Annotated in this window: 19 protein-coding genes and 1 riboswitch; of the genes, 4 read left to right on the plus strand and 15 right to left on the minus strand. The window is 45.0% G+C overall.

Features of this window, described 5'->3' with window-relative positions; all coding sequences use genetic code 11:
* Positions 1-29: 29 nt before the first annotated feature.
* The 4 genes from GLW00_RS18590 to GLW00_RS18605 form a co-directional block, all read right to left on the minus strand.
* Entirely contained in the window at positions 30-665 is a 636-nt protein-coding gene (locus tag GLW00_RS18590) for a uracil-DNA glycosylase (RefSeq protein WP_160916605.1), read from the minus strand.
* Between the two features lie 98 nt (positions 666-763).
* Positions 764-1,750, minus strand: a complete 987-nt coding sequence (locus GLW00_RS18595; protein ID WP_160916607.1) for a sodium:calcium antiporter — start codon at positions 1,748-1,750, stop codon at positions 764-766.
* 149 nt (positions 1,751-1,899) lie between these two features.
* Positions 1,900-3,411, minus strand: coding sequence for a phytoene desaturase family protein (locus tag GLW00_RS18600; RefSeq protein WP_160916608.1), 1,512 nt, complete (start codon positions 3,409-3,411; stop codon positions 1,900-1,902).
* A gap of 12 nt (positions 3,412-3,423) precedes the next feature.
* Entirely contained in the window at positions 3,424-3,981 is a 558-nt protein-coding gene (locus tag GLW00_RS18605; protein WP_160916610.1) for a methyltransferase family protein, read from the minus strand.
* Between the two features lie 157 nt (positions 3,982-4,138).
* On the opposite strand from GLW00_RS18605, the gene GLW00_RS18610 reads away from it, so the two are divergent.
* A complete protein-coding gene (locus GLW00_RS18610; protein WP_160916612.1) occupies positions 4,139-4,297 on the plus strand; it encodes a hypothetical protein in 159 nt (52 codons plus the stop codon).
* Here the strand turns inward: GLW00_RS18610 and GLW00_RS18615 are convergent.
* From GLW00_RS18615 to GLW00_RS18660, 10 genes are all read right to left on the minus strand, one after another.
* Positions 4,294-4,515, minus strand: a complete 222-nt coding sequence (locus GLW00_RS18615) for a hypothetical protein (RefSeq protein ID WP_160916614.1) — start codon at positions 4,513-4,515, stop codon at positions 4,294-4,296. The two genes, GLW00_RS18610 and GLW00_RS18615, sit on opposite strands and share 4 nt — an antisense overlap.
* An 857-nt stretch (positions 4,516-5,372) precedes the next feature.
* Positions 5,373-6,611, minus strand: coding sequence for a dicarboxylate/amino acid:cation symporter (locus GLW00_RS18620; RefSeq protein WP_160916616.1), 1,239 nt, complete (start codon positions 6,609-6,611; stop codon positions 5,373-5,375).
* A 451-nt stretch (positions 6,612-7,062) separates the two neighbouring features.
* The gene (gene acsA / locus GLW00_RS18625) at positions 7,063-8,748 is read right to left on the minus strand and encodes an acetate--CoA ligase (protein WP_160916618.1); all 1,686 of its coding nucleotides are present in this window, start codon (positions 8,746-8,748) and stop codon (positions 7,063-7,065) included.
* Between the two features lie 15 nt (positions 8,749-8,763).
* Complete coding sequence (locus GLW00_RS18630) at positions 8,764-9,477, minus strand: ABC transporter ATP-binding protein (RefSeq protein WP_160916619.1); 714 nt, start codon at positions 9,475-9,477, stop codon at positions 8,764-8,766.
* 12 nt (positions 9,478-9,489) lie between these two features.
* Complete coding sequence (locus GLW00_RS18635; protein WP_202412572.1) at positions 9,490-10,326, minus strand: ABC transporter permease; 837 nt, start codon at positions 10,324-10,326, stop codon at positions 9,490-9,492.
* A gap of 18 nt (positions 10,327-10,344) precedes the next feature.
* Positions 10,345-11,328 (minus strand): aliphatic sulfonate ABC transporter substrate-binding protein, encoded by a 984-nt coding sequence (locus tag GLW00_RS18640; protein ID WP_160916621.1) that lies wholly within the window; start codon positions 11,326-11,328, stop codon positions 10,345-10,347.
* A 27-nt stretch (positions 11,329-11,355) separates the two neighbouring features.
* Positions 11,356-13,134, minus strand: a complete 1,779-nt coding sequence (locus GLW00_RS18645; protein ID WP_160916623.1) for a PLP-dependent aspartate aminotransferase family protein — start codon at positions 13,132-13,134, stop codon at positions 11,356-11,358.
* Positions 13,135-13,272: 138 nt separating this feature from the next.
* A riboswitch (SAM riboswitch) is annotated at positions 13,273-13,383 on the minus strand.
* Positions 13,384-13,455: 72 nt separating this feature from the next.
* Complete coding sequence (locus GLW00_RS18650; RefSeq protein ID WP_160916625.1) at positions 13,456-14,601, minus strand: trans-sulfuration enzyme family protein; 1,146 nt, start codon at positions 14,599-14,601, stop codon at positions 13,456-13,458.
* A 59-nt stretch (positions 14,602-14,660) separates the two neighbouring features.
* Entirely contained in the window at positions 14,661-15,260 is a 600-nt protein-coding gene (locus tag GLW00_RS18655; RefSeq protein ID WP_160916627.1) for an NUDIX hydrolase, read from the minus strand.
* A 291-nt stretch (positions 15,261-15,551) separates the two neighbouring features.
* Positions 15,552-17,693 carry a GGDEF domain-containing phosphodiesterase gene (locus GLW00_RS18660; RefSeq protein ID WP_160916629.1) on the minus strand — a complete coding sequence of 714 codons (2,142 nt, stop codon included), beginning with the start codon at positions 17,691-17,693 and terminating at the stop codon, positions 15,552-15,554.
* Between the two features lie 113 nt (positions 17,694-17,806).
* Between GLW00_RS18660 and GLW00_RS18665 the strand changes: the two genes are divergently transcribed.
* Both GLW00_RS18665 and GLW00_RS18670 read left to right on the plus strand, forming a co-directional pair.
* Complete coding sequence (locus GLW00_RS18665) at positions 17,807-17,977, plus strand: hypothetical protein (protein WP_160916631.1); 171 nt, start codon at positions 17,807-17,809, stop codon at positions 17,975-17,977.
* A 761-nt stretch (positions 17,978-18,738) separates the two neighbouring features.
* The gene (locus tag GLW00_RS18670; protein ID WP_160916647.1) at positions 18,739-20,181 is read left to right on the plus strand and encodes a hypothetical protein; all 1,443 of its coding nucleotides are present in this window, start codon (positions 18,739-18,741) and stop codon (positions 20,179-20,181) included.
* A 32-nt stretch (positions 20,182-20,213) separates the two neighbouring features.
* On the opposite strand, the gene GLW00_RS18675 is transcribed toward GLW00_RS18670, so the two are convergent.
* Positions 20,214-20,978, minus strand: coding sequence for an alpha/beta fold hydrolase (locus tag GLW00_RS18675; protein ID WP_160916649.1), 765 nt, complete (start codon positions 20,976-20,978; stop codon positions 20,214-20,216).
* Between the two features lie 155 nt (positions 20,979-21,133).
* Here GLW00_RS18675 and GLW00_RS18680 point away from each other — a divergent pair, with 155 nt between their 5' ends.
* Entirely contained in the window at positions 21,134-21,712 is a 579-nt protein-coding gene (locus GLW00_RS18680; RefSeq protein ID WP_160916651.1) for an SCO family protein, read from the plus strand.
* The last annotated feature ends 45 nt before the right edge of the window (positions 21,713-21,757 follow it).

Consider the following 21,757-nt stretch of genomic DNA (forward strand, 5'->3'; position numbering starts at 1 on the left):
TTCATCCGAATTCCTAGTGATGGACAATATTACTCTCCCTCACGCTTCAAATAACCTTTCAATTGATCAAGGGACCGATAGATGTCTTCCTTGATTTTCGGATTATAAAAAACAGCAGCCGGATGGTAGAGAGGAACGACGGTATATTCATCCTCCGACATCCCATATCCCCCATCTTCCTCCTTCTGAACGGAAGTGGTGATCGCTTCACCAACGACATCACTAAGCTTTCCTTTGTTACCGGTCAACCGCTCATAAGCCACTCCCCCAAGAGCGATAATGATATCGGGTTTCATTTGTTCAATTTGGTAATCGAGCAGCTTAGCATGAGCATAGATTTCTTTTTGATTTGGTTTTCGGTTGGCTCTCCTTCTGCCACCCATCCCCTTTTTGTTCGTCTTCACCCACTTGTAGGGGCGGCTCCTCACTACACTGGTGATGTAAACATCTTCTCGGGACAAACCGAGGTAGTCGAGCTGTTTGTCCAGTTCGTCCCCCGCCCTCCCAATGAAGGGTTCCCCTTTCACCGCTTCGTTTTCACCAGGAGCTTCGCCGACAATCATGACCCTCCCACGATCGTCACCTTTTCCAAGAACGAAACCTTCGACATCATATGGTTCTATTCTCTTTTTCGCTTCATTCACTAAATGTTCAGGCCACTCCATCCTCTCACCCCCTTTTATTCCTCATCATCTTTTCCTCTTTCATTCGTTCAGAAATTGCCTGGTTGAAAATACATCCATTCTCTTTCGCGCCAACTCTATCATTTCATCTGAAACGCTAGATACGTAGTGACAAAATAGCTCACAATAATTAAAAAAGAAGGGATCAAGTAATTCCATGCGCGAACATTCTTACGTGTGATGCTGTAAATAATCAACAGAATGAACACGATGGATGTCACTCCTGTAACCATGTTTGCAGGAGAGGACTGCTGTAGAAGGTTTCCTTTTAAATAGATAAAATCTGTAATCGCAAGAATCATCAGGTTAAAAGCATTACTCCCAAGCAACGAGCTGATTCCAAGATTGAAATTCCTGAGTTTGAGGGCGGTTCCTACACTGACGGCATCCGGTAAAGACGTACTGATGGCTACCAAGAAGGCACCAATGAATGAAGCACCGATTCCTGTAATGACAGAAATCCTCTCAGCCGTAATGGTCAGCACACTACCGATAACCATAATGAGAAAAGCATATAGAATAAAGCGCCAAAGGACATCTTTGTATGAATATTCTTTGTATCGTTCATTTTGCCGTTTCACTTTTCTACCTTGGTACTCTGTCCGGTCATTGATGAACTTCGAACCAATAAAGTAGAGAACCACAATGACAATGGATGTGTAACTTATGTGGAAAATATGGGTCGGAAGAGTCAAGCTCAAACCGGCCATGACGATGAGTGTCATAAAAATCACAAGCCAGCCATACAACTTACTTTCCACCGTTGCGTGTGTCAATATTTGATAGCGGCGGTAGACAATATCAAAAATCGCAAGCCCCATGATGTTGAACAGGTTGCTTCCGATTAAGTTTCCAACAGCCAGGTCAGGACTGTCGATGACAATCGCCGTAACGCTTGAGGTCAGTTCAGGTAGCGATATGGCTATACCAATGATCGCGCCCATGAATGCGGAAGACGCTCTCGTTTTTTCTTTTACCGCATCCCCAAACACCGCAAGCCTTGAGGCTATGAAAAAGGTTAAGATTCCTGATATAAAAAATAGAGCAAAAATCATCCAGTCGCTCATAAAAAAACTCCTTCAAATCAACTTCAATATGGCATTTTTCAACCATTCCCTTCCCTCCACACCCGTAAACAGTAAATGAATGGAACGCGACAAGTATTTCCCCTTCTCACACAGAAAGCTCAGCGCCTCGGCGGCACTGAGCTTTTGTTTTACTGGTGAACAGGTTCTGTCTCTCTCTCTTTAATTAAATCCGCGGTCAGCTGACCGGACAATGTTACCATCGGTACGCCCCCACCTGGGTGGGTGGAGCCGCCGACAAAATAGAGCCCCTCATAAATTTGACTCTTGGAAGGTATCTTAAATCCACCATTAGACTTGCGATCAGCCGCTATTCCATAAATAGATCCGCCATTCGGACCGTACAAAGCTTCGAGATCTTCAGGAGTGAAACGGTACTCAAATTCAATCGAATCACGCAACCCTTCCATGCCCATGCGTTCTAACTTATCCAACACCGTTTCACGGTAAGCATCCCAGTCGATCGGTTTACGCTTCTTGTTTTCAAGCGGTGGGACGTGCGTCAGAACAAACAAGTTGTCTTTGCCTTCAGGCGCCTGCGTTTCATCAGACCTAGCAGAAATTCCGATATAAATCGTCGGGTCATCCGCCGGCTTGCCTTCCTCAAAAATTTGTTTGAATTCTTTTTCCGGATCATCAGAGAAAAGGAAGTTATGATGCTTCAAGTTCTCGAATTTGCGATCTGTACCCAGCAACAACACAAGCCCCGATACAGTCGGGTCGAATTTTTTCTCGAGCGCTTTTGTTTCTTTCTTCACCTTGGATGTTTGCGGGGCCAGCTTCCGGTATGCCGGAATGACCTCAAGGTTCGAAATAACAACATCCGCTTCGTGAATCGTTCCTTCGGCCGTTTCTACACCAATGACACGATCACCATCCACCACCAATTGCTGGACCGGAGTATTCAGTTCCACATCGATACGCAGCTCTTCCATCAGACGCCCCATGCCTTCCGCAATTTTGTACATGCCGCCTTTTACATAATGTATACCAAGCCCAAGCTGAACATAAGCAAGCTGATTTAAAATAGCCGGTGTAGCATAAGGATTGGAACCTACGTACATCACGAAATAATTGAACAGCTGTTCCAAATATTTGTTATCAAAGTGCTTGTGCGTCGCTTTCGCTACTGTATTCATTGGATCCATCTGGAATAATTCACTCAATTTGTGATGCTTCTTCAAATCTTTTAAGTCTTCGATACTATATTTATAAAAACTCTTCATACATAGTTCATACATATCCTGACTGTAGGACAGGAAATCTGTCAACTTTCGGTTCGGCCGTTCGGTGACCTTGGCCATCTCCTCCAGCATATTAGGTAGATCGCTTGTGACATCAAGTTGTGTACCATCTTCAAAAAAGGTACGCCATTGCGGTTCAACCCGCTCTACAGTGATGTAGTCCTCAAGTCGACGGTGCACACTTTCAAAAAGCTGTTCAAGAACCCAGGGCATCGTCAATATCGAAGGTCCCGTATCAAACGTGAATCCTTTCCCTTCCCTGCGGTTCAGCTTCCCACCTATGTTGCTGTTTTTTTCAATGATCTTTACGTCATATCCATCCGCTGACAATCGAATTGCTGCTGACATACCACCTAAACCTGCTCCCACTACAACCGCTGTTTTCTTTTTCAAAACCATCCACCTCCAAAATTAGTAAACAAAAGGAATCAGCCGGTACCTAGTACGGCGCCATTCCCTGTACCTGTCTCCATGCTGCTCCACGAGCATCGCTTCTTCGAGCTTAATTCTATGTAGTAATGCGATCGTCATGAAAATTCCACTGATGAGTGCAGCATACAGGTTGCCGAGTCCTGAACAAAACCCGATAATGATGAATAAAAGCCCTGTATAAAGAGGGTGTCTGAGTAAACGATATGGACCACTGCTTACAAGGCGGTCCCCTTCCTGAACTGAGACGTTTCGGGTAAATTGATCTTTCAGATGAAGAATCCCCCAATACCTCAGACCCACTCCAAAGGCATAGAACAACAACCCCATCCACCAGATACCACGATGATAGAAAATTCCAATGTTCCATTCCTGCATAAAAAGAGAAAACACGAGCGTCACGACCACGGTCGCGAGAATCAGCAGAAAAGAACGGCGTTCATAAGAACCACTTCCTCCTGACCGATCATTTCTGAAGATAAAAAACTCTGCCAGCCAAAAGGTTGTCACTACTAAAAATAATCCGTCAAACAGGGTCATGGAGCACCCATCCTCTCTGGATACTATCTTCCATTCTTCCCTTTACGGCCTGCATATAAACCGCGGCTCCCTACTCATTTTCATCCATTCCACCCCTCGCATATTCGTTCCATTTCCATTACAATAGCAACAATAATAAAGAAAGGGGTTATAGACGTTGGACCTTTTTTATAGTGTTTTTATCATCTGCGCTGTCATCGCCACTTTCTTCGTGATTTTTAAAAAATTGACGAAGTCCACATATTGGACCATGGCGATTGTAGGCGCCCTATACATATCCATTCTATTATTCAGTTTTTTCTATGATTTACCTTAAAAATCCTTGTTTTGTTTATTGATCGCTTCCCGGATATGATAGAGTTCCGCATACATAGCCGTCGCATAAACACTGATGATACTCAAGAACATAGAAAGGACGAATACGGAACCATCAAGACCGAATCCCAGGACAGACGAAAAGCCGATGATGGCACCAATAATGACACCGATCCCTGTAAGAAAGATTATTTTTTGTAAAGTCACTGAATAAAACATCGTATCACCTCTTCCAAATTATCTATCTGTTACTATACCCATCAGAGGCCTCGGATACACGTCACCCCTCTCCTATTCTTCGTTACTAATATTCTGCTTTCCCGGCCAAAACCCTTTGTTTCCTACTAACAATTCGTGCTCCTTATAAAAAAAGTCCGGCTGCTTGAAGATGACAGCCGGACTCATATAAATAATTATTCCCCTTACACAAACGCCCCCTTTTCTTGAAGACTTGGTTTCGAGATGTTTGTGCGGTGGGTTGGGGCTGCGGGGGATGACTCGCTTTCCGCGGGAGCGCGGTGAGCCTCCTCGGACTGCGTCCTGTGGGGTCTCACCAAGCACTTTTTTCCCGCAGGAGTCTCGCCATTCCCCTCCGCCCCTTTGCCATACAAGTATCTCGAAACCACTTCCAGGAAAGGGAATCCTAAGGAAAGTGAAGCAACATGGATTCTCCAACCGCATTATGAATGTATAAATCCTGTTATAGAACGCTTTATTACTATAGATTCAGGATTTGTGAAAGTGACTCATACCAGGCAAAGGTGGTCGTTTCTCACCTTTATTGTATGGGGTGGTTGGGAAGCTGCGAGACTCCCGTGGGAGAAGGAGATAGGCGAGATCCCGCAGGACGCAGTCCGAGGAAGCTCGGCGCTCCCCCACAGGAAAGCGAGTAGCTTCCCAGCCACCCCTGACGCTCAACCCGGGCAACGAACCCTGGAAAGTCTCGAAACTAAGTCTTCAACAATCCTGCCATTTAGTTTAATAACTTATATAAGGAAATGGATGATTGGGAGACTTCATTTTAAATAAAATAAAAAAAGTGCAACCAAAAAGGTTGCACTCTTGTTTATTATGCTTTATGCTTCCATACGTTTGGCATCTTCATCGATGCCATATTTTCGTTCAGATTCAGCGACTACGACGGCACATGCAGCATCACCAGTGATGTTCAAGGATGTACGTAACATATCAAGCAGGCGGTCGATACCGATGATCAGCGCAATCCCTTCGACTGGCAGAGATACTTGGTTAAGAACCATCGCAAGCATGATCAGCCCTACACCAGGAACCCCTGCGGTACCAATACTCGCAAGAACCGCTGTCAGGACAACCATGACCAATTGCGCAAAGGAAAGATCAGAACCGTAGACTTGAGCGATGAAAATGGTCGCTACACCCTGCATAATGGCTGTACCATCCATGTTGATGGTTGCACCCAGAGGCTGCACGAAACTACTGACAGGCTTCGGCACATTCAGATTTTCCTGAGCTGTCTTCATGGATATCGGTAGTGTTGAACTACTGCTTGATGTACTGAAACCAACGGTCATCGCAGGGAAGAAACCCTTAGCGAACTTGATTGGATTCATCTTACCAAGGAAAGCGACAGCGGAACCGTACGTGACGATGGCGTGAATGACCAATCCTAAGATGACGACGAACATGTACATAGCCATCCCTTTCATACCGTCAATCCCCATTGTTCCAATTGCAGAAGCAAGGAGACCAAAGGCACCATAAGGAGCAAAGCGCATGATTAGGTTTACAAGGAACATCATGATTTCATTTCCCTGTTCGACAAGCTTGTAAATCCCTTCGGTTTTCTTACCAAGCATCGCTAGCGCGAAACCGATGAAGATAGCGAAGGCAATAATTTGAAGCATGTTTCCTTCTGTCATGGCCTGAATCGGGTTCGTCGGGATAATGTTTGTAAATGTTTCAACGACACCAGGTGCTTCCTGCGCTTCATACTCTGCGCCAGCTGGGTTGATATCCACACTTCCCGGTTGGAAAAGATAAGCAAGGGAAATCGCGATACTGATCGCAATCGTCGTTGTAACAAGGAAGAACGCAATGGTCTTCCCACCGATTCTACCTAATTTCTTAGGATCGCCAAGAGAAGCGGTACCCAGTGTAATAGAGAAGAATACGATCGGTACAACGAGCATTTTAATAAGATTTAAGAATACCGTACCTAAAGGACCAAAAACATAAGCATCTAACGTACTGAACAGATCCGGTGCAGCTAAATGAAGACCCAGGCCTACAATAGCACCAAGAATCAAACCTATAAAAATCTTGGTTGTTAGTTTCATGAAGTTACCTCCTACAACATTATGAAAACGCTTACTTATTATTTTGTTTAAAAAGTGAAAAATTTCAAAGGCGACATGGGCCTAACCACATCAGAAAACATTAAAAAAAGACTTACTAATAGTATGGGTTTTGTTACATTAGAGCCTTGAAGAATGTGTTTCAGGCTCGGCATAGATGGTTGCAACCAACGCGGGTGTAAATGTGCTTTATAAATTATAACATAGAATGATTGAAAATTGAATAGAATTTGCTGGTAGTTTCTTATACAACTATCTACCAAATGATGCTGCATAACTTTAAATGGTCAATGAAACCGCGGGATCCTTCGTTCTTTCTAGATTATGAGAATGTTTAGAATTTATAACATATTCATGAATCCCCCTCTTTCCGTGCATATAATTTTATCCGTCTGCATAAAAAAACGGCCGTCTGTGTGACAGCCGTTCTTTATCAAGAATTCACTTTATCACGCTTCTTTAATTCCCTCCGCAAAACTTTTCCGCTGATCTGAGTTTTTGGAAGCTCATCGATAAATTCAATTTCTCTTGGAGCGCAATGTCCCGCGAGCTCCGTTTTCACAAAACGCCTGAGATCTTCCATTAACCCATCACGGTCCTTGTAACCATCACGAACAACAATGAACGCTTTCACAATTTCCCCCCGGAGTGGATCAGGCTTCCCGATCACACCCGACTCCCGTACAGCCGGGTGTTCCAGCAATTTACTCTCCACTTCAAAAGGACCAATACGCTCTCCAGAAGAATTGATCATATCGTCACTTCTTCCCTGAAAGAAAACGTAGCCTTCCTCGTCCACGTAAGCTAGATCGCCGGCCAAATACCAGTCTTCACCAAATGGAAAGTAGGAAGCGAATTTGTCCGGGTTCTTCCACACTTCTTTCATGATGGATGGCCAGGTAGAACGAATAGCCAGATGTCCCGTCTCCTGCGGGGGAAGGGGCTGTCCTTCTTCATCAAGGATCTCAACCTCTATACCAGGGATCGGTTTCCCCATGGACCCGGGTTTGATCGGTCGTGTAGGAAGGTTGGCAATCAACTGAGCTCCTGTCTCTGTCATCCACCACGTATCATGAATTCTCAACCCCCACGTTTGATAGGCCCAGTGAATGACTTCCGGGTTGAGTGGTTCTCCGACACTTAGAATGTGACGTAAAGAAGAGAGATCATAGTGGGCATGTATGCCTTCCGACTGTCCTTTCAGCATTCGGAAGGCAGTGGGAGCACTGTACCATACAGAAACTTTCGCTTTCTCCAAAACTTCATACCATGCCTTTGCTGAAAAACGTCCGCCATGGATGACGGTAGTTACCCCATTCAACAAAGGAGCAAAGACTCCATAGACCGTACCCGTCACCCATCCAGGGTGTGCCGTACACCAGTACACATCCTCTTCTTTCAGGTCCAAAACCCAACGCCCCGTCTGAAACTGTTGAATCATATTTCGATGAGCATGGATGATTCCTTTTGGTTTGCCGGTCGATCCACTTGTGTAATGAATGTTGAGTCCGTCCTCCAGGTCCACCCACACCGTATCCAGTTCGGTGCTGGCTTTCTCCGCTTCGCTTGTAATAGAGGGAATTGCTCCATCTGTTTTATCTATAGTAAATACCGTTGACAGACTCGGCATCTCTTCCCTGTTTACACGATCCAGGAAGGAATCCTCTGTAATTAAATATTTCCCTTCACAATCATTGATACGGTCCTTAACTGCCTCTTCCATAAAAGCTTCAAATAATGGACCGACCACCGCACCGATCTTGATGGCTGCAAACATAGCGATATGACAATATGGATGCTTCGGTAAAAAGACGAAAACGAAATCCCCTTTTTTCACACCATAACGAAGGAGGACATTGGCCCACCGATTCACTTCCCTTTTGAGCTCAGAGAAGGTGTAGGTGAATTCCTCTTCTTCTGAAAGGTAATGTAACGCGATCCGTTCCCCGTTCCCTTCATCCACGTGTCTATCAATACATTCATAAGCCATATTTACTTTACCTGTGGTATTCCATGTGAAACGTGCGTTTACAGTGTTCCAGTCAAAAGGCTCACCTTCAACCCACTCTGTCTCAATGTTATAACCTGCTGATTGTGGTGGAATGATCGCTGCTTCCATGATCCTTGATCCTCCTTATGATTTTGTGAAATCCAATTCTTTCAATACTTCTTCTTTCAACTCCCCAAGATGCGCATCTCCTCTTTTACGAGGTTTCGGCCGGTTGATGAATATTTCAGACTCGATCTGCCCCGGCTGCCCACGCATGATTACAATTCGGTCACATAAGTAGAGGGCCTCATCTATGTCGTGAGTGACGAGCAGGGTGGTCGTTTGGCGCTTTTCCCATATTGACAAAAGTAAGTCTTGCAGCTGCATTTTTGTAAAGGCATCAAGGGCACTGAACGGCTCGTCGAGAAGCAGGATATCCGGTTGACTGAGCAAAGATCTGGCAATCGCCGTGCGTTGAGCCATACCACCTGAAAGGTCTTTAGGGAAATGTTTCTCAAACCCTTGCAGCCCTACGGTTTCAATCAATTCCAAGGCCTGTGATCTTTTTTCCTTCTTAGAAAAACCGAACGTCACATTATCTAACACGGTTAACCAAGGCATAAGCCTTGGTTCCTGGAACATCATCCCGAAAGCTTCTTCCGGACGTTCCGCTTCTGTACGAATGCTCCCTTCATATTGTGGATCCAGTCCCGAGAGGACACGCAGCAGGGTACTTTTGCCACAACCGCTCGTTCCGAGGACACCCACAACCTCTCCTCTCTGTAACTGCAGATGAATATTTTTGAATCCCGCTTTTCCGTTTTGGAATACACGCGATACATGATCAACGGCTAACATAGACACCCTCCTTTATGACGCATTCTCCAAGTTGTCCTGCCATTTCAGGGTCTTCGACTGAATTCTCTTCAATATTTCATCGGTGATTTTTCCGAAGATGGCAAACAGAATGATGCTCCCAATTACGAGAGAGGGGGCGGATGTGTTCTGTCCGTACACCATTAAATAACCAAGACCCTGGCTTGCGCCAAGCAGTTCAGCCGCGACCACGAACATCCACCCGAGACTCAGCCCGCTTCTTAAACCGATAATAAAAGAAGGCAGGGCAGCTGGCAGAATGATTTTTTTGATTTGCTGAAAACTCGTGAAATTATAAATCCTACCTACTTCAATCAACTTACGATCAATCCCCTGGATACCAGCAGTCAGATTCAAATACACGGGAAAGAAAACACCTACAGCCACGAGGGTGATTTTGGAAGCTTCTCCAATGCCGATCCACAAAACGAATAACGGAACCCAGGCCAGGGACGGGATGGCCCTGAGTGCCTGCAACATCGGATCAAGCAACTGATGTATCACTTTCACATAACCCGTCGCTGCTCCGAGAAGCACTGCTGCCAAAGCCCCTGCGATGAATCCAGAAAAAACACGATAAAGAGTGATGATGATATGCCCTAAAAGCTCTCCTCCCTGAGCCATGGCCGCCATTTCCTCGACCACGGTCGTTGGAGAGGGGAGCAAATGCGGGGCCACCCATCCTGCCCTTGAAGCATATTCCCACAAAAGAATAAGGGAAACGGGAAGGATCAGGCCCAGCCATGAACCGTAGATGTTTCTTTTCATTAGAAAACGCGTATTCTTCACCCTGGAAACCGGACGGACGGTCGTTTCTGTTCGACTGGACATAAAACGCGCTCCCTCCTTTTATTCAATCACTTCTTCGGCGTAGGTTGGATTAATGAGTTCCTCAGTGATTTTTTCAATATCCACATCTGACTTGATGACTTCTTCTTCCTGTAGCACATGGCCTGCTCCAAGAACGGTTTCTGTCAACGCGTCTCCTGGTACAGGATTCGATAAATCATTCCTTTCCAGACTCTTCTTCGCGACTTCCAAATCCAATCCCGCTTCTTCAGCAAGGATTTTTGCTGCTTTGTCTGGATTTTCAACCGTCCACTTTCTTGCTTTTTCATAAGCTTCAATGACTTGTTTAACGACTTCGGGATGCTCCTTGGCATAATCCGAGCGCACGTTTAATGTTCCGTAAGTATTGAACTCCGGCTTCCGGTAGAAAAGTTCAGCGCCGCCCTCCAATTCATTCCGGGCCATATGAGGGTCGAGTCCTGCCCATGCATCAACATTTCCATTAGCCAGTGCCGTTGCTCCTTCAGGGTGCTGCAGGTTCACAAGCTCAATGTCATCCGTAGAAAGCCCGTGATCCTTCAATGCGCGGACTAAGAAAATGTAAGGGTCCGTTCCGAGCGTCGCCGCCACCTTCTTCCCTTTCAAATCTTCCACAGAAGATATTCCGGAATCAGGGTTCGTAACGAGTGCCGTCCATTCTGGCTTGGAATATAGATAAATGGATTCGACAGGAGCATTGTTCGCTTTTGCCATGAGAGCTGCTGCACCGGCAGTCGAACCGAAGTCAACACTGCTGGAATTCAGGAATTCAAGAGCTTTGTTACTTCCCTGACTGAGGACCCATTCCACTTCGATCCCTTCACTTTCAAAGACTTCTTCGGCGAATCCCTGCTCTTTCAATACAAGACTCGTGGGGGAGTAATACGCATAGTCGAGCGTCACTTTGTCTGGTGAGCTACTCTCCCCTTCCGCATCTCCGGAACACCCGACCAAACCCACGGCTGCAAGTAATCCTATCGTCATGAATGTTTTCTTAAATCCCATCTTACACGCTCCTCTATGATTATTTTTTTAGATTTCACAGGCATACGTATCAATGGTTCCCCGTAAACGCTGGGCCTCTTTATACGTGCACCGGTTATGAACGACTTCAAGTCCTGCTTCACTTGCAATCTGGGCCGCCTTCGGTGAGATGACCCCTTCCTGTAGCCAAAAGACATCCGGCCTGATATCTGCCGCTTCCTTAGCAATTTCAATGGCTGCTTCCGGACTGCGAAACACTTGAACAACATCAACTTTAAATGGAATCGATCTCAGATCAGGATAGGCTTTCTCACCAAGGACTTCTGTTTCCCGTGGATTTACAGGCACGATTTGGTATCCCATCCTCTGCATTTTTCTAGCTAGGCGATGACTCGGACGTGAAGGCTTTCCGCTCAATCCGACAACCGCTAAACGTTTGGGACGCGTTTCTCCATCTTCCTGGGTTTTGGAGGAGCTCAAGGCCCATTTGATGACACCTTCATCATTTTCAGTAATCGCCGTTTGTTCCGTTTCCCTTCCGGTCGCTTTAGCAATGGCACGATCAAGATCGTTGATCAAATCTTTGCTCGATTCAAGCCCTATGGATAAGCGGATCAATTCCTCTGTCACTCCACTTGCAGCTAGATCTTCGACGGATAACTGTTGATGAGTCGTGGAAGCGGGATGGATAATCAACGATTTCGCATCGCCGACGTTTGCTACATGTGACCAGAGTGAAATGTTGTTGATCACTTGTCTCCCGGCTTCCCGGCCGCCTTTAATGCCAAAGTTAACGATAGAACCATATCCTCCTTCAAGATATCGAGTGGCTAACTCATGAGCCGGATGCGAGGGCAGGCCTGGATACGACACCCATTCCACATCGGGATGACCTTGTAAGTATTCTGCGATTTCCTGAGCATTGTCTCCATGCCGGGCGACACGCAAATGCAGTGTCTCCAAACCTTGCAATAACAAGAAGGCATTCTGAGGACTCAAACAAGAACCAAAGTCACGAAGCAGCTGGACACGCAATTTCGTGATATAAGCAAGCGTTCCGAAATCGGCGGTATAGACGATTCCGTTATAACTATCATCAGGCTCTGTGAAAACGGGATACTTACCGTTACCCCAATCGAACTGTCCCCCGTCTACGACAACTCCTCCAATGGCCGTTCCGTGGCCGCCGATCCATTTCGTTGCGGAATGGATGACAATATCGGCCCCGTATTCAATAGGCCGGCATGTATAAGGGGTGGCGAATGTATTATCAATCAAAAGCGGAAGGCCATGATCATGAGCGACAGCCGCTACCTTTTCAATATCCAGCACATGAAGACTTGGATTACCAATGGTTTCAGCGAAGACCGCTTTCGTTCGCTCTGTAATCGCTTTGCGGAAATTTTCCGGTTCCTCCGGATCAACAAAGTGAACTTTAATGCCATATCGCGGTAAAGTGTTAGCGAATAAATTATAGGTGCCGCCATACAGGTTTGCCGCTGCAACCACTTCATCTCCAGATCCTGCGATATTCAGAATGGATAAAGCAATGGCGGACATCCCGGAAGCTGTCGCAACAGAAGCGACCCCACCTTCCAAGAGGGCCATCCTTTTTTCGAAAACATCAACAGTCGGGTTTCCGATCCGGGAATAGATGTTTCCAGGCTCATCAAGGGCAAATAGGCTCTGCGCATGTTCTGTGTCATGGAAGACATAAGAAGTCGTTTGATAAATCGGCACCGCCCGAGATCCCGTCGTTGGATCTGGTGATTGTCCTCCGTGTAAAGAAATCGTATCTACATCATAGCTTTCAAATGAATTTGTCATGATGGTTTCCTCCCCAAATAAGTTTCCTATTCTTATAAAAATAGTTGGTTTTAAGCGTGCATAAAGGTCCTTGATCTCTTTCCGAACAGCAAAAAACCCTCTTCCAAATAAGAAGAGGGTTTGTCATTTCGGTTCCTCCTCTTATCTGCCAGATCAATCTGATCTGTAGGACTTGGCACCTTTTCAAACCGTTGTTTGAAGGTTGCCGGGCTTCACAGGGCCTATTCCCTCAGCCTCTCTTGATAAGAGATGTATGCAGTTGATTGATTATGTTGTGAATTATAACGGATAAGAATCAGAAAAGTCAATCTTTTTTAAAAATTAATTTTCTGAAGCTTCTATTGCTCTTTTCAGCTGATCGATAATATCTTCATGATCTTCAATTCCGATGGAAAGACGAATCACATAATCATTGATGCCGATTTTCTCGCGCTCAGCGTTCGATAACGCACGGTGAGATGTACGGACAGGATAAGAAACCGTCGTTTCTACTCCCGCCAGCGTAGGAGCAATCTTCACCCATCCAAGTGAACGGAAGAACGCCTCTATGTCAATCGAATCATTAAGTTCGATGGTCACAATGGCTCCGTTTCCTTTTTCCGATACCTTATCAGGATAATAGACGGTCCGGACCGCGCCATAGTCATTCAGGGCGGTTGCTACCTGTTTTGCATTGTATGATTGCTTCTTCATTCTAAGACCTAAAGTTTTGGCTCCGCGTTGTGTAAGCCATGCTTCGAACGGGCTTAGATTCGCACCAAATGTGACAATCTTCTGGGTCGCGGCCTGAATCAAATCCTCATTCCCGACCAGCACTCCACATGTCACATCACTATGACCACCAATATACTTCGTCCCACTATGGACGACAAGATCGACGCCATCCGTGTAAGGCTGTAATAAGTACGGGGTGGCGAACGTATTATCAACCATCGTTTTCACATTCTTTTGACGAGCCAGGTTGACTAAGCCTTCTAAATCTTCCACACGCAAAAAAGGATTGGAAATCGATTCCGTATAGAGAAGATTCGTTTGATCCGTCATCGCTTCTGAAACGTCGTCTAAATTTGAAAAAGAAACCATCGTTACATCAATGCCGAACGCAGGAAGTTCTTTGGTGATCAACTTGTGTGATCCCCCATAAACATCTTCTGCTGCAACGATATGATCCCCAGGTTTGGCCACCGCGAGAATGCCGGCAAGAATAGCTGACATTCCAGAGGAAGATGCCACTCCAGCTGGTGCTTCTTCCAGTTCCGCAATGGTTCCTGCCAGTTCATCTGTATTAGGGTTCCTCTCTCTTGTATATAGATAAGGGCTGTCTCCCTCATAATAACTTTCCAAATGATCCAAGTCTTTGAAAGTAAAGGCGGACGTCTGGTAAATCGGGGTACTTTTGCTGTTCGGGACAAGACGTTGATCCGCTTTATGGTGTACGATCCTCGTATCAAATGATGTATTCGTCATCGTTCGTCTCCTCTCTCTATCACTTAATCAGAAATTATATAGAATAAGCTTGAATATTGTCAAAGTTTTGCGACATATTCCCTGATCGCATGAAAGGTGTACCGTTCATACCCTTTTTCATGTGGGACAAGATTCTTACGCGTCACTTCTTTTTCCTCACCACTAAGAATAGAGACCGCCTTCACGATTTGGCGTGTATCCTTCAAACCTTCCAAATCGTCCAGTGGAACGGAAACGATGTCCTGCACCTCTTCTCCAATGGTAAAGGTCCTGTCATTTGTCCAAGGGAAGAGGTAAATGCGGCAAATCTCCCGGTCTATGAGCCCACCTTCCTTCAGCTCCTCCTTGAAATCTCCTTGGTGAACTAAATCCCCAGGTACTACTGTCAAACCGACTTCCTCCTCGATTTCCCGGACACCCGCCATCAGCACGTCCTCTCCCGCTTCTATATGCCCAGCAGCAGTAATATCAAACAAGCCCGGGAAGTCCTTTTTGTGATCTGCTCTTTGTTGAAGCAATAAATGGATCGTTTCACCTTCCTTGTGGACCATCCAGCAATGGAAGGTTTCATGCCAATCGCCGTCCTTATGTACTTTTTCCCTCTCTTTTATTCCATACGGACGTCCGCTTTTATCAAAAATCGTCAACATTTCTGCCATACGTATCTCCTCCCATCTGCCAGCCTACAGCACATTCTCCCTCAACCTCTCAGAAAGAAAATAGCTCAGAGCTTGACACTCTGAGCGTGAGGCATTCCTAAGGAAATATTTTTGATATTAATACCCTCAAGGAACCCCTTAAAGGGTCAGAATCTCAAGAATGATAATGGTGGCAATCACTTCAACTCTAATATTTTCCCTTTTCCTTCCTTACGAAAAGAAAGCAGGTGACTCCACCAAAGAATAACAAAAAGACAGGAGGCAAGTACATAAAGGACATCCTTGTCCTTTTTAGTTATTTACAAGACTTGCCGGTACAGGTTTACTGAAGTAATAGCCTTGGTATTCATAGCAGCCTTTTTGTTTTAAGTATGAAATATGCTCCCTCGTTTCCACACCTTCAGCAATGACTTGCAGCCCCAGACTTTTCGCCATACTGATGATAGCATTGACGATTGGCACGTCTTTCCCCCGTTCACTGATTTGATTGATGAACGACCGATCGATTTTAATCGCATCCACTGGCAGCCGATTCAAGTAACTAAGGGAAGAAAACCCGACACCGAAGTCATCCAAATGGACTTGAATTCCTTTTTCCCTCAACCCGTTTAACGTGTCTATGCTTCTATCAAAATCTTGAAGGACCATGGTTTCTGTAATTTCTAGAATCAGACTTTGAGGTGGAAGCCCGGAGACATTAAGAGCATGGAGCACTTTTCCTGGGAGGTTCAGGTCTTTAAATTGCTGGGCAGACAAATTCACCGATATTTTCAAGTCCGGCCTTCGATCTTCGACCTGCCATCTCCTTGTTTGTAGACAAGCTTCTTGCAACACCCATTCCCCGATTTCTATAATCATCCCTGATTCTTCAGCCAGGCTGATGAAATAATGAGGAGATAACAACCCGTAATCCGGGTGGTTCCAGCGGATGAGTGATTCATAGCCGATCACCCTCGACGTTCTCCCGCACACTTGCGGTTGATAATGAAGCTCAAACTGACTTTTATCAAGAGCATGATGAAGGGACTGCTTCAAATGGAGCTCTTCTCTCATCTGCTCACTCATCTTTTCTTCATAAACCGCATAGCGGTTTTTCCCATTTCTCTTTGCTTTGTGCATCGCGGCATCTGCATGGCGTAATAGCGTTTCTCCACTGTAATGACCTCGGATACGGGACTTGGTGAACGTGACACCGATACTCACCGTATTGTAGAATTCTTTTTCTCCAATAAGAAAGGGGCGTCTCATCGAATGGATAACGTGGTCACTGATTTCCTCTAGCTCTTCGAGGGTCTGTACATGTTTGAGAAGGACAACAAATTCATCACTGCTGATTCGCGAAATCACTGCATCATGCTGAGCGAATGTCTGCCTCAAATAACGGGAGAACTGACGAAGCAGCTCATCGCCTTTGGCATGCCCCCATGAGTCATTGATCATTTTAAAATTGTCAATGTCGATGAGTAAGAGAGCCATGTTGTTCTCCTTTTCATTCTTGGATTGAATTTCATCTCCAAGAATCCCTGACAGATAAGTGCGCGTTATGAGTCCAGTCAAAGGGTCGTACTGAGACAACATCTCAAGCTTTTTCTCCGCCTGCATTCGGGATAGTTCATTCGCTGTCCGATCGGCAAAAATTTGAAAAAGAGCCTTACTCAATGGACCGCTGGTTTGTGTCTGATTATCCATGATCGCAAGGATCCCGATCACATCTCCATCTGAGTTAAGCAGCGCTTTGCCAAGATAACTCTTCACTCCGTAATCTCTAATCAGGATATCTCCTGGGAACAGTCTCCCTACATCTTTAGGATAATAACATTCATGAGTCCTCATAATTTGCTCAAAAGGTGTATCTTTTACCGAATAATGAAGCCCGGAACTAATCTCTCCTTTGTGAGATAAGGAAATAGCTGTCACTTCACTTTTAGCTTCTCCTGTCAATTCTCCAACCAGCACGGTTTCCACTCCAAGAACAGAGGATAAATACTCCACGAGAAAATCAAAAAAGTCTTGTCCATTGTAGGAAAGGAATGCATCACCGATCTCTACTACCGCTTTTTTTATCCGGTCCAATTCTTCAATATAAGCAGAATCAGGGGCCCCTGTACCTGTATATCCAATGATGGATCCATTCTCATCAAAAAAAGGCGTGACAATGTCCTTCATCCATTCGTAGGTCCCATTATTCAACAAACGATAATTCATATAAAAAAAATGACGATTCTTCGTCATCGCATGATGGTCTAGATGGGCTACATCATCCTTATGTATGAACCGCATTAAACCCTGCTTGTTCAACACGGTTGAATCCAGGTTCCATTGATCTTTCAATCTTTCACTCACATAGATGTTTTCTTTTTCAATATCAAAGAACCATATAGGGATGGAAAGCTGCTTAAGTGTATCCCAGGGATGATCTATTATCCGAGCCATTCCGTTCACCTACTCCAAAAAATTTATTCCCCTCTTCCTAAATATCGGAAAATTAGAACTAAAGTTTAATCCTTTTTTCGCGAGGAAAACTACCTAAAAAGGAGGAAGTATCTATGAAGCAGAAGAAACAAAGACGAGGGACTGTTGAGCAGTCAAATGAAATGGCGCAAGTGTTCAATCGTAAATTGAGCTACAACCAATCTTTTTCCCATCAAACGGATGATACAGAGGTCCATTCTGAAAGCGAAGCTCTCTATCATCATTATTCCGATGATGAAGATTAAAAAAGTGATCTCGTTAACGAGATCACTTTTTTTGTTCCATCAACCCGTAATGACCGAAAATTCTGTTATCATATGAGTGGAACGCCTATATTTTTCACAAAAATCTCCAGAATGCTGTGATTATAGATACGTTATTAAAGGATATGGCAGGTTTATTAAAGAATCAGTTTCGAGACTTTTGTTGAGTGGATGGGGCTGCGGGGAATCACTCGCTTTCCGCGGGAGCGCGATGAGCCTCCTCAGGCTGACGCCTTGCCGGGTCTCACCAAGCACTTTTTTCCCGCAGGAGTCTCGCCAATCCCCTCCGCCCTTTAACCAAGGAAGATTCTCGAAACCACTTCTTGAAAAATCAGCTGTATGAAATTATGGTAAGTGGATAATATTAACTCCCCGCGTGAGTATTCAGACCTTAAAAGCATGATAGAAATGGCTTTATGCCTTCTTAGGAGAGGAAGAGCAGGAGCTCTAATTCTCCGTACAGGGGTTCGTTTCACCTTACATGAGATGGGGTGGTTGGGAAGCTGCGAGACTCCCGTGGGAGGAAAGAGATAGGCGAGATCCCACAGGGCGTAGCCCGAGGAAGCTCGCCACTCCCCCACAGGAAAGCGAGTTGCTTCCCAGCCACCCCCGACGCTCAACCCAGGCAACGAACCCAGAAACATCTCTAAATTGAGCCTTCAACAATCGGGAGCTTATGCGAAAAAAGACAGAGATTTAAGGATAGAATTAAGAAACAAACCAAAAGAAAGGGTTATTTACATATGAAGAAAGGCACCAATAAGAGCAAGTGGATCTTAATCACGGTTTCTATGATTGTTTTAGCCATAGGGGCCTATTTCTTTACGGACAGCAGTGAAGATAAGTTAGCTCTAAAAACAGATTCATCACCGATGAGAAAAGCGAAAGCTGTGGATCTTGAAGAATTCCCTCTTCAGTGGCGTGAAGTCGATACATATGAACAAGTCAATGATTTTTATGAAGATCGTATTCACGGGTTGTCCTTAGCACGCGAAAGGGGATTAACGGTCCGCCCCCAGGAGTCTACTCCAATTCCTGATAAAGATGGGCGCATGCAGATCAATGAGGTCTGGCACAGCGGCCCGACCATCCATGTATTGTACAGCATCGACCTTTCTGCATTAACCAGAAAAGATAGCGATGATGAAGAAACCAAGTACCTCGTCCAACCGCCATCTGTAGAAGGTATAAACATCGAGTCCATGAATGGGAACGATCAACAATCGTTCCAGCAGCATTCACAACCCCTCCACCCCAGGGATACGGTTGTGTTTGAAAACAGAGTTTACGGGCTCATCCAGCTTCCTCCCATCACGGAGAAATGGGGGTACAATTTTGATCCCCATAATATAAAGGATTATGATAAAGAATTTTTAACTTCCTTCAGTCTGCGGATCAATCACCGTACAATTGAAACGAAAGGAATGCCCGTGCGTTATTTCCATGACAAGGATGGACATGTGCTCCAAAGTTATACAACAGACGAGGTGTACACTGATGACCTTGTCACAGTGGAACCGACATCCGTAAATATCGGCGTTGCCTCAAGCTACGTAAAAATGAAGATAAAGGCAGAAGGGAAAGAAATCGGTCAGTCCGTACATGCTTTAATAAAAACGGGGGAAGAATCCGAACACCCTGTCAGGCTTTATCTAAACGAGACAGAAGAAGAAAATGTGTATGACGCCTGGTTCCAGCCACCATCAGAACCACTTACAGAGGCCGTGAGCCTTGAACTTAGGTCTCTTCAAATCCATGATGATACACCTTATTCATTCACCGTTGACATGACTCAGTTTAAAGACCATTCAAACGAATCTGTCGTGTTAAATGAGAAAGTGGGTGAAGCTCACAATACAGATATCATCCTTGAACAGGTCGATTCATTTTCCGGAACCAATATGAATCTTCAACTCAAGTATGAACCCCATGAAGCGGATCAAGAAGAAAAATTGGTCGGTGCTCAACTCGCCCCGATGAATAGCCTCGAGGAAGAACGGGAGAAATTTATAGAAGTCGTTACGAATGAAGGCGAAACGACAGAGGCTAATATTTGGGGGCACGATAATAGAGGAGACATCCACTTCCAGTCTCCCGCTTTAAGGAACGCAAAGGAAATCACCGTTACTGTGAATAAGATGGTATACGCTCATAGATTGGGCTATACCTTCGACTTGAACAAATAGGAAAAGCAGAGGATAATCACTCCTCTGCTTTTTTATATTTCTTCATGTACAAAACGGATCAATGCGTCATTGAAACGGTCATAATGGGTAGCGGGAGTCTGATGATAGGCATGTTCAATAACTTCCATTTTCACATGAGGACAAACGCTGTAGTATTTAGAATGTTCATTAATCCAGAACTCTTTATTGCCATACACCAACAACAAAGGTTGAGTCAGTCTTTCCAACCGCCCGCTGCAATCAAACGAAAGAGCACGATTGTAATAAGTGTACCAACATTCCGGATCGGATTTTGCCATATGTTCATTCAGTTCACGTTTAATATCTGCATCTTTGAAGTGAGAGTGGCTGAGCAATTTAGCAAGTGTTTCCGGGCTTTTATCCACCCAGTACATTCCTCCTAAAAACTCAAACCGGAGTCCCCCTGTGGCTACTTTCGGGAAACCGCCCGCAAGAATGACTGCTTTCGTACGTTCAGGAAAGGTGAGTGCAAATTCCTGGGCGATCATCCCTCCGCACGAATAGCCGACAACCACCACTTGGTCCAGATTCAAATGATCAAGGAGCTGTAGGACCTCCCTTGCGTACATGGAAACATCAGGAGCATGCGAGATCACTTCCGAATCTCCATTCCCACTGAGGTCAGGAAAAATGACACGAAACTCCCTGGCGAGGGAGTGCTGCATTTTAAATACTTTTCTCCCCATCCCAGGCGGGTGAAGAAAAACGATTGCTTCCCCATTTCCCCGATCATCATAAAATAATTGCGCTCCGGATTTTTCTGTAAAATAAGGCATGGATCTTCATCCCCTATCCGATATTCATGGAACCTTAGCATTCCCACAGGGACTGAAATTATGTCCATTTACCGAATATATTAAGGTTCGATTGACCTTACTTTGATGCAGGCGTAAACTAGACCTGTATCATAATGTCCGGAAGGGGAAACCAAATGAAACGTTTTCTATTACTTAGCTTATTCGCAGGAGCAATCATCTTCTTAGCCGCCTGCGGATCGAATGAACTTGAGGATACACTGGATTGGGAAGTCCAATCTTTTGAAGGAACGACACAAGAAGGGGAAAGCTTTTCCACCGATGATATGGAAGGAGAAGTTTGGCTCGCGAATTTCATCTTTACGAACTGCAATACGGTCTGCCCGCCCATGACACGTAACATGGTAAAAGTTCAAGAGCAGTTAAAAGAGGAAGGCGTCGATGCTGAAATTGTATCCTTCAGTGTAGATCCGACAGTTGATTCTCCTGAAGTATTAAAAGAGTTTGGCAAGAAGTATGGAGTGGATCATAGCAACTGGTCATTTATTACCGAATATACACAAGAAGAAATTTCTACCTTCGCTCAAGAGAGCTTCAAAACTTCTGCAGTTAAAACGGAAGGGAACGATCAGGTCATTCATGGAACAGCCTTTTACCTGATTAACGAAGAAGGAATGGTCGTGAAAAAATATAAAGGAAACACAGAAGTCCCGTTTGAACAAATTGTTGAAGATACTAAAACCATCGCTGACTAAAAAGAACCTCCCCTCCAGAAAAGGAGTGGGAGGTTCTTTTAAAAA

The sequence above is a fragment of the Halobacillus litoralis genome (assembly GCF_009856445.1).
Taxonomy (GTDB): Bacteria; Bacillota; Bacilli; order Bacillales; family Halobacillaceae; genus Halobacillus; species Halobacillus litoralis.

Coding starts and splice junctions, on each gene's coding strand:
- GLW00_RS18660 (WP_160916629.1), bottom strand. CDS start 17,693: ATGGCTCGGATAATAGATCATCCCTGGGATACACTTAAGCAGCTTTCC.
- GLW00_RS18670 (WP_160916647.1), top strand. CDS start 18,739: ATGAAGAAAGGCACCAATAAGAGCAAGTGGATCTTAATCACGGTTTCT.
- GLW00_RS18630 (WP_160916619.1), bottom strand. CDS start 9,477: ATGTTAGCCGTTGATCATGTATCGCGTGTATTCCAAAACGGAAAAGCG.
- GLW00_RS18640 (WP_160916621.1), bottom strand. CDS start 11,328: ATGGGATTTAAGAAAACATTCATGACGATAGGATTACTTGCAGCCGTG.
- GLW00_RS18635 (WP_202412572.1), bottom strand. CDS start 10,326: ATGTCCAGTCGAACAGAAACGACCGTCCGTCCGGTTTCCAGGGTGAAG.
- GLW00_RS18650 (WP_160916625.1), bottom strand. CDS start 14,601: ATGACGAATACATCATTTGATACGAGGATCGTACACCATAAAGCGGAT.
- GLW00_RS18655 (WP_160916627.1), bottom strand. CDS start 15,260: ATGGCAGAAATGTTGACGATTTTTGATAAAAGCGGACGTCCGTATGGA.
- GLW00_RS18680 (WP_160916651.1), top strand. CDS start 21,134: ATGAAACGTTTTCTATTACTTAGCTTATTCGCAGGAGCAATCATCTTC.
- GLW00_RS18590 (WP_160916605.1), bottom strand. CDS start 665: ATGGAGTGGCCTGAACATTTAGTGAATGAAGCGAAAAAGAGAATAGAA.
- GLW00_RS18615 (WP_160916614.1), bottom strand. CDS start 4,515: ATGTTTTATTCAGTGACTTTACAAAAAATAATCTTTCTTACAGGGATC.
- GLW00_RS18645 (WP_160916623.1), bottom strand. CDS start 13,134: ATGACAAATTCATTTGAAAGCTATGATGTAGATACGATTTCTTTACAC.
- GLW00_RS18595 (WP_160916607.1), bottom strand. CDS start 1,750: ATGAGCGACTGGATGATTTTTGCTCTATTTTTTATATCAGGAATCTTA.
- GLW00_RS18605 (WP_160916610.1), bottom strand. CDS start 3,981: ATGACCCTGTTTGACGGATTATTTTTAGTAGTGACAACCTTTTGGCTG.
- GLW00_RS18665 (WP_160916631.1), top strand. CDS start 17,807: ATGAAGCAGAAGAAACAAAGACGAGGGACTGTTGAGCAGTCAAATGAA.
- GLW00_RS18675 (WP_160916649.1), bottom strand. CDS start 20,978: ATGCCTTATTTTACAGAAAAATCCGGAGCGCAATTATTTTATGATGAT.
- GLW00_RS18620 (WP_160916616.1), bottom strand. CDS start 6,611: ATGAAACTAACAACCAAGATTTTTATAGGTTTGATTCTTGGTGCTATT.
- acsA (WP_160916618.1), bottom strand. CDS start 8,748: ATGGAAGCAGCGATCATTCCACCACAATCAGCAGGTTATAACATTGAG.
- GLW00_RS18600 (WP_160916608.1), bottom strand. CDS start 3,411: ATGGTTTTGAAAAAGAAAACAGCGGTTGTAGTGGGAGCAGGTTTAGGT.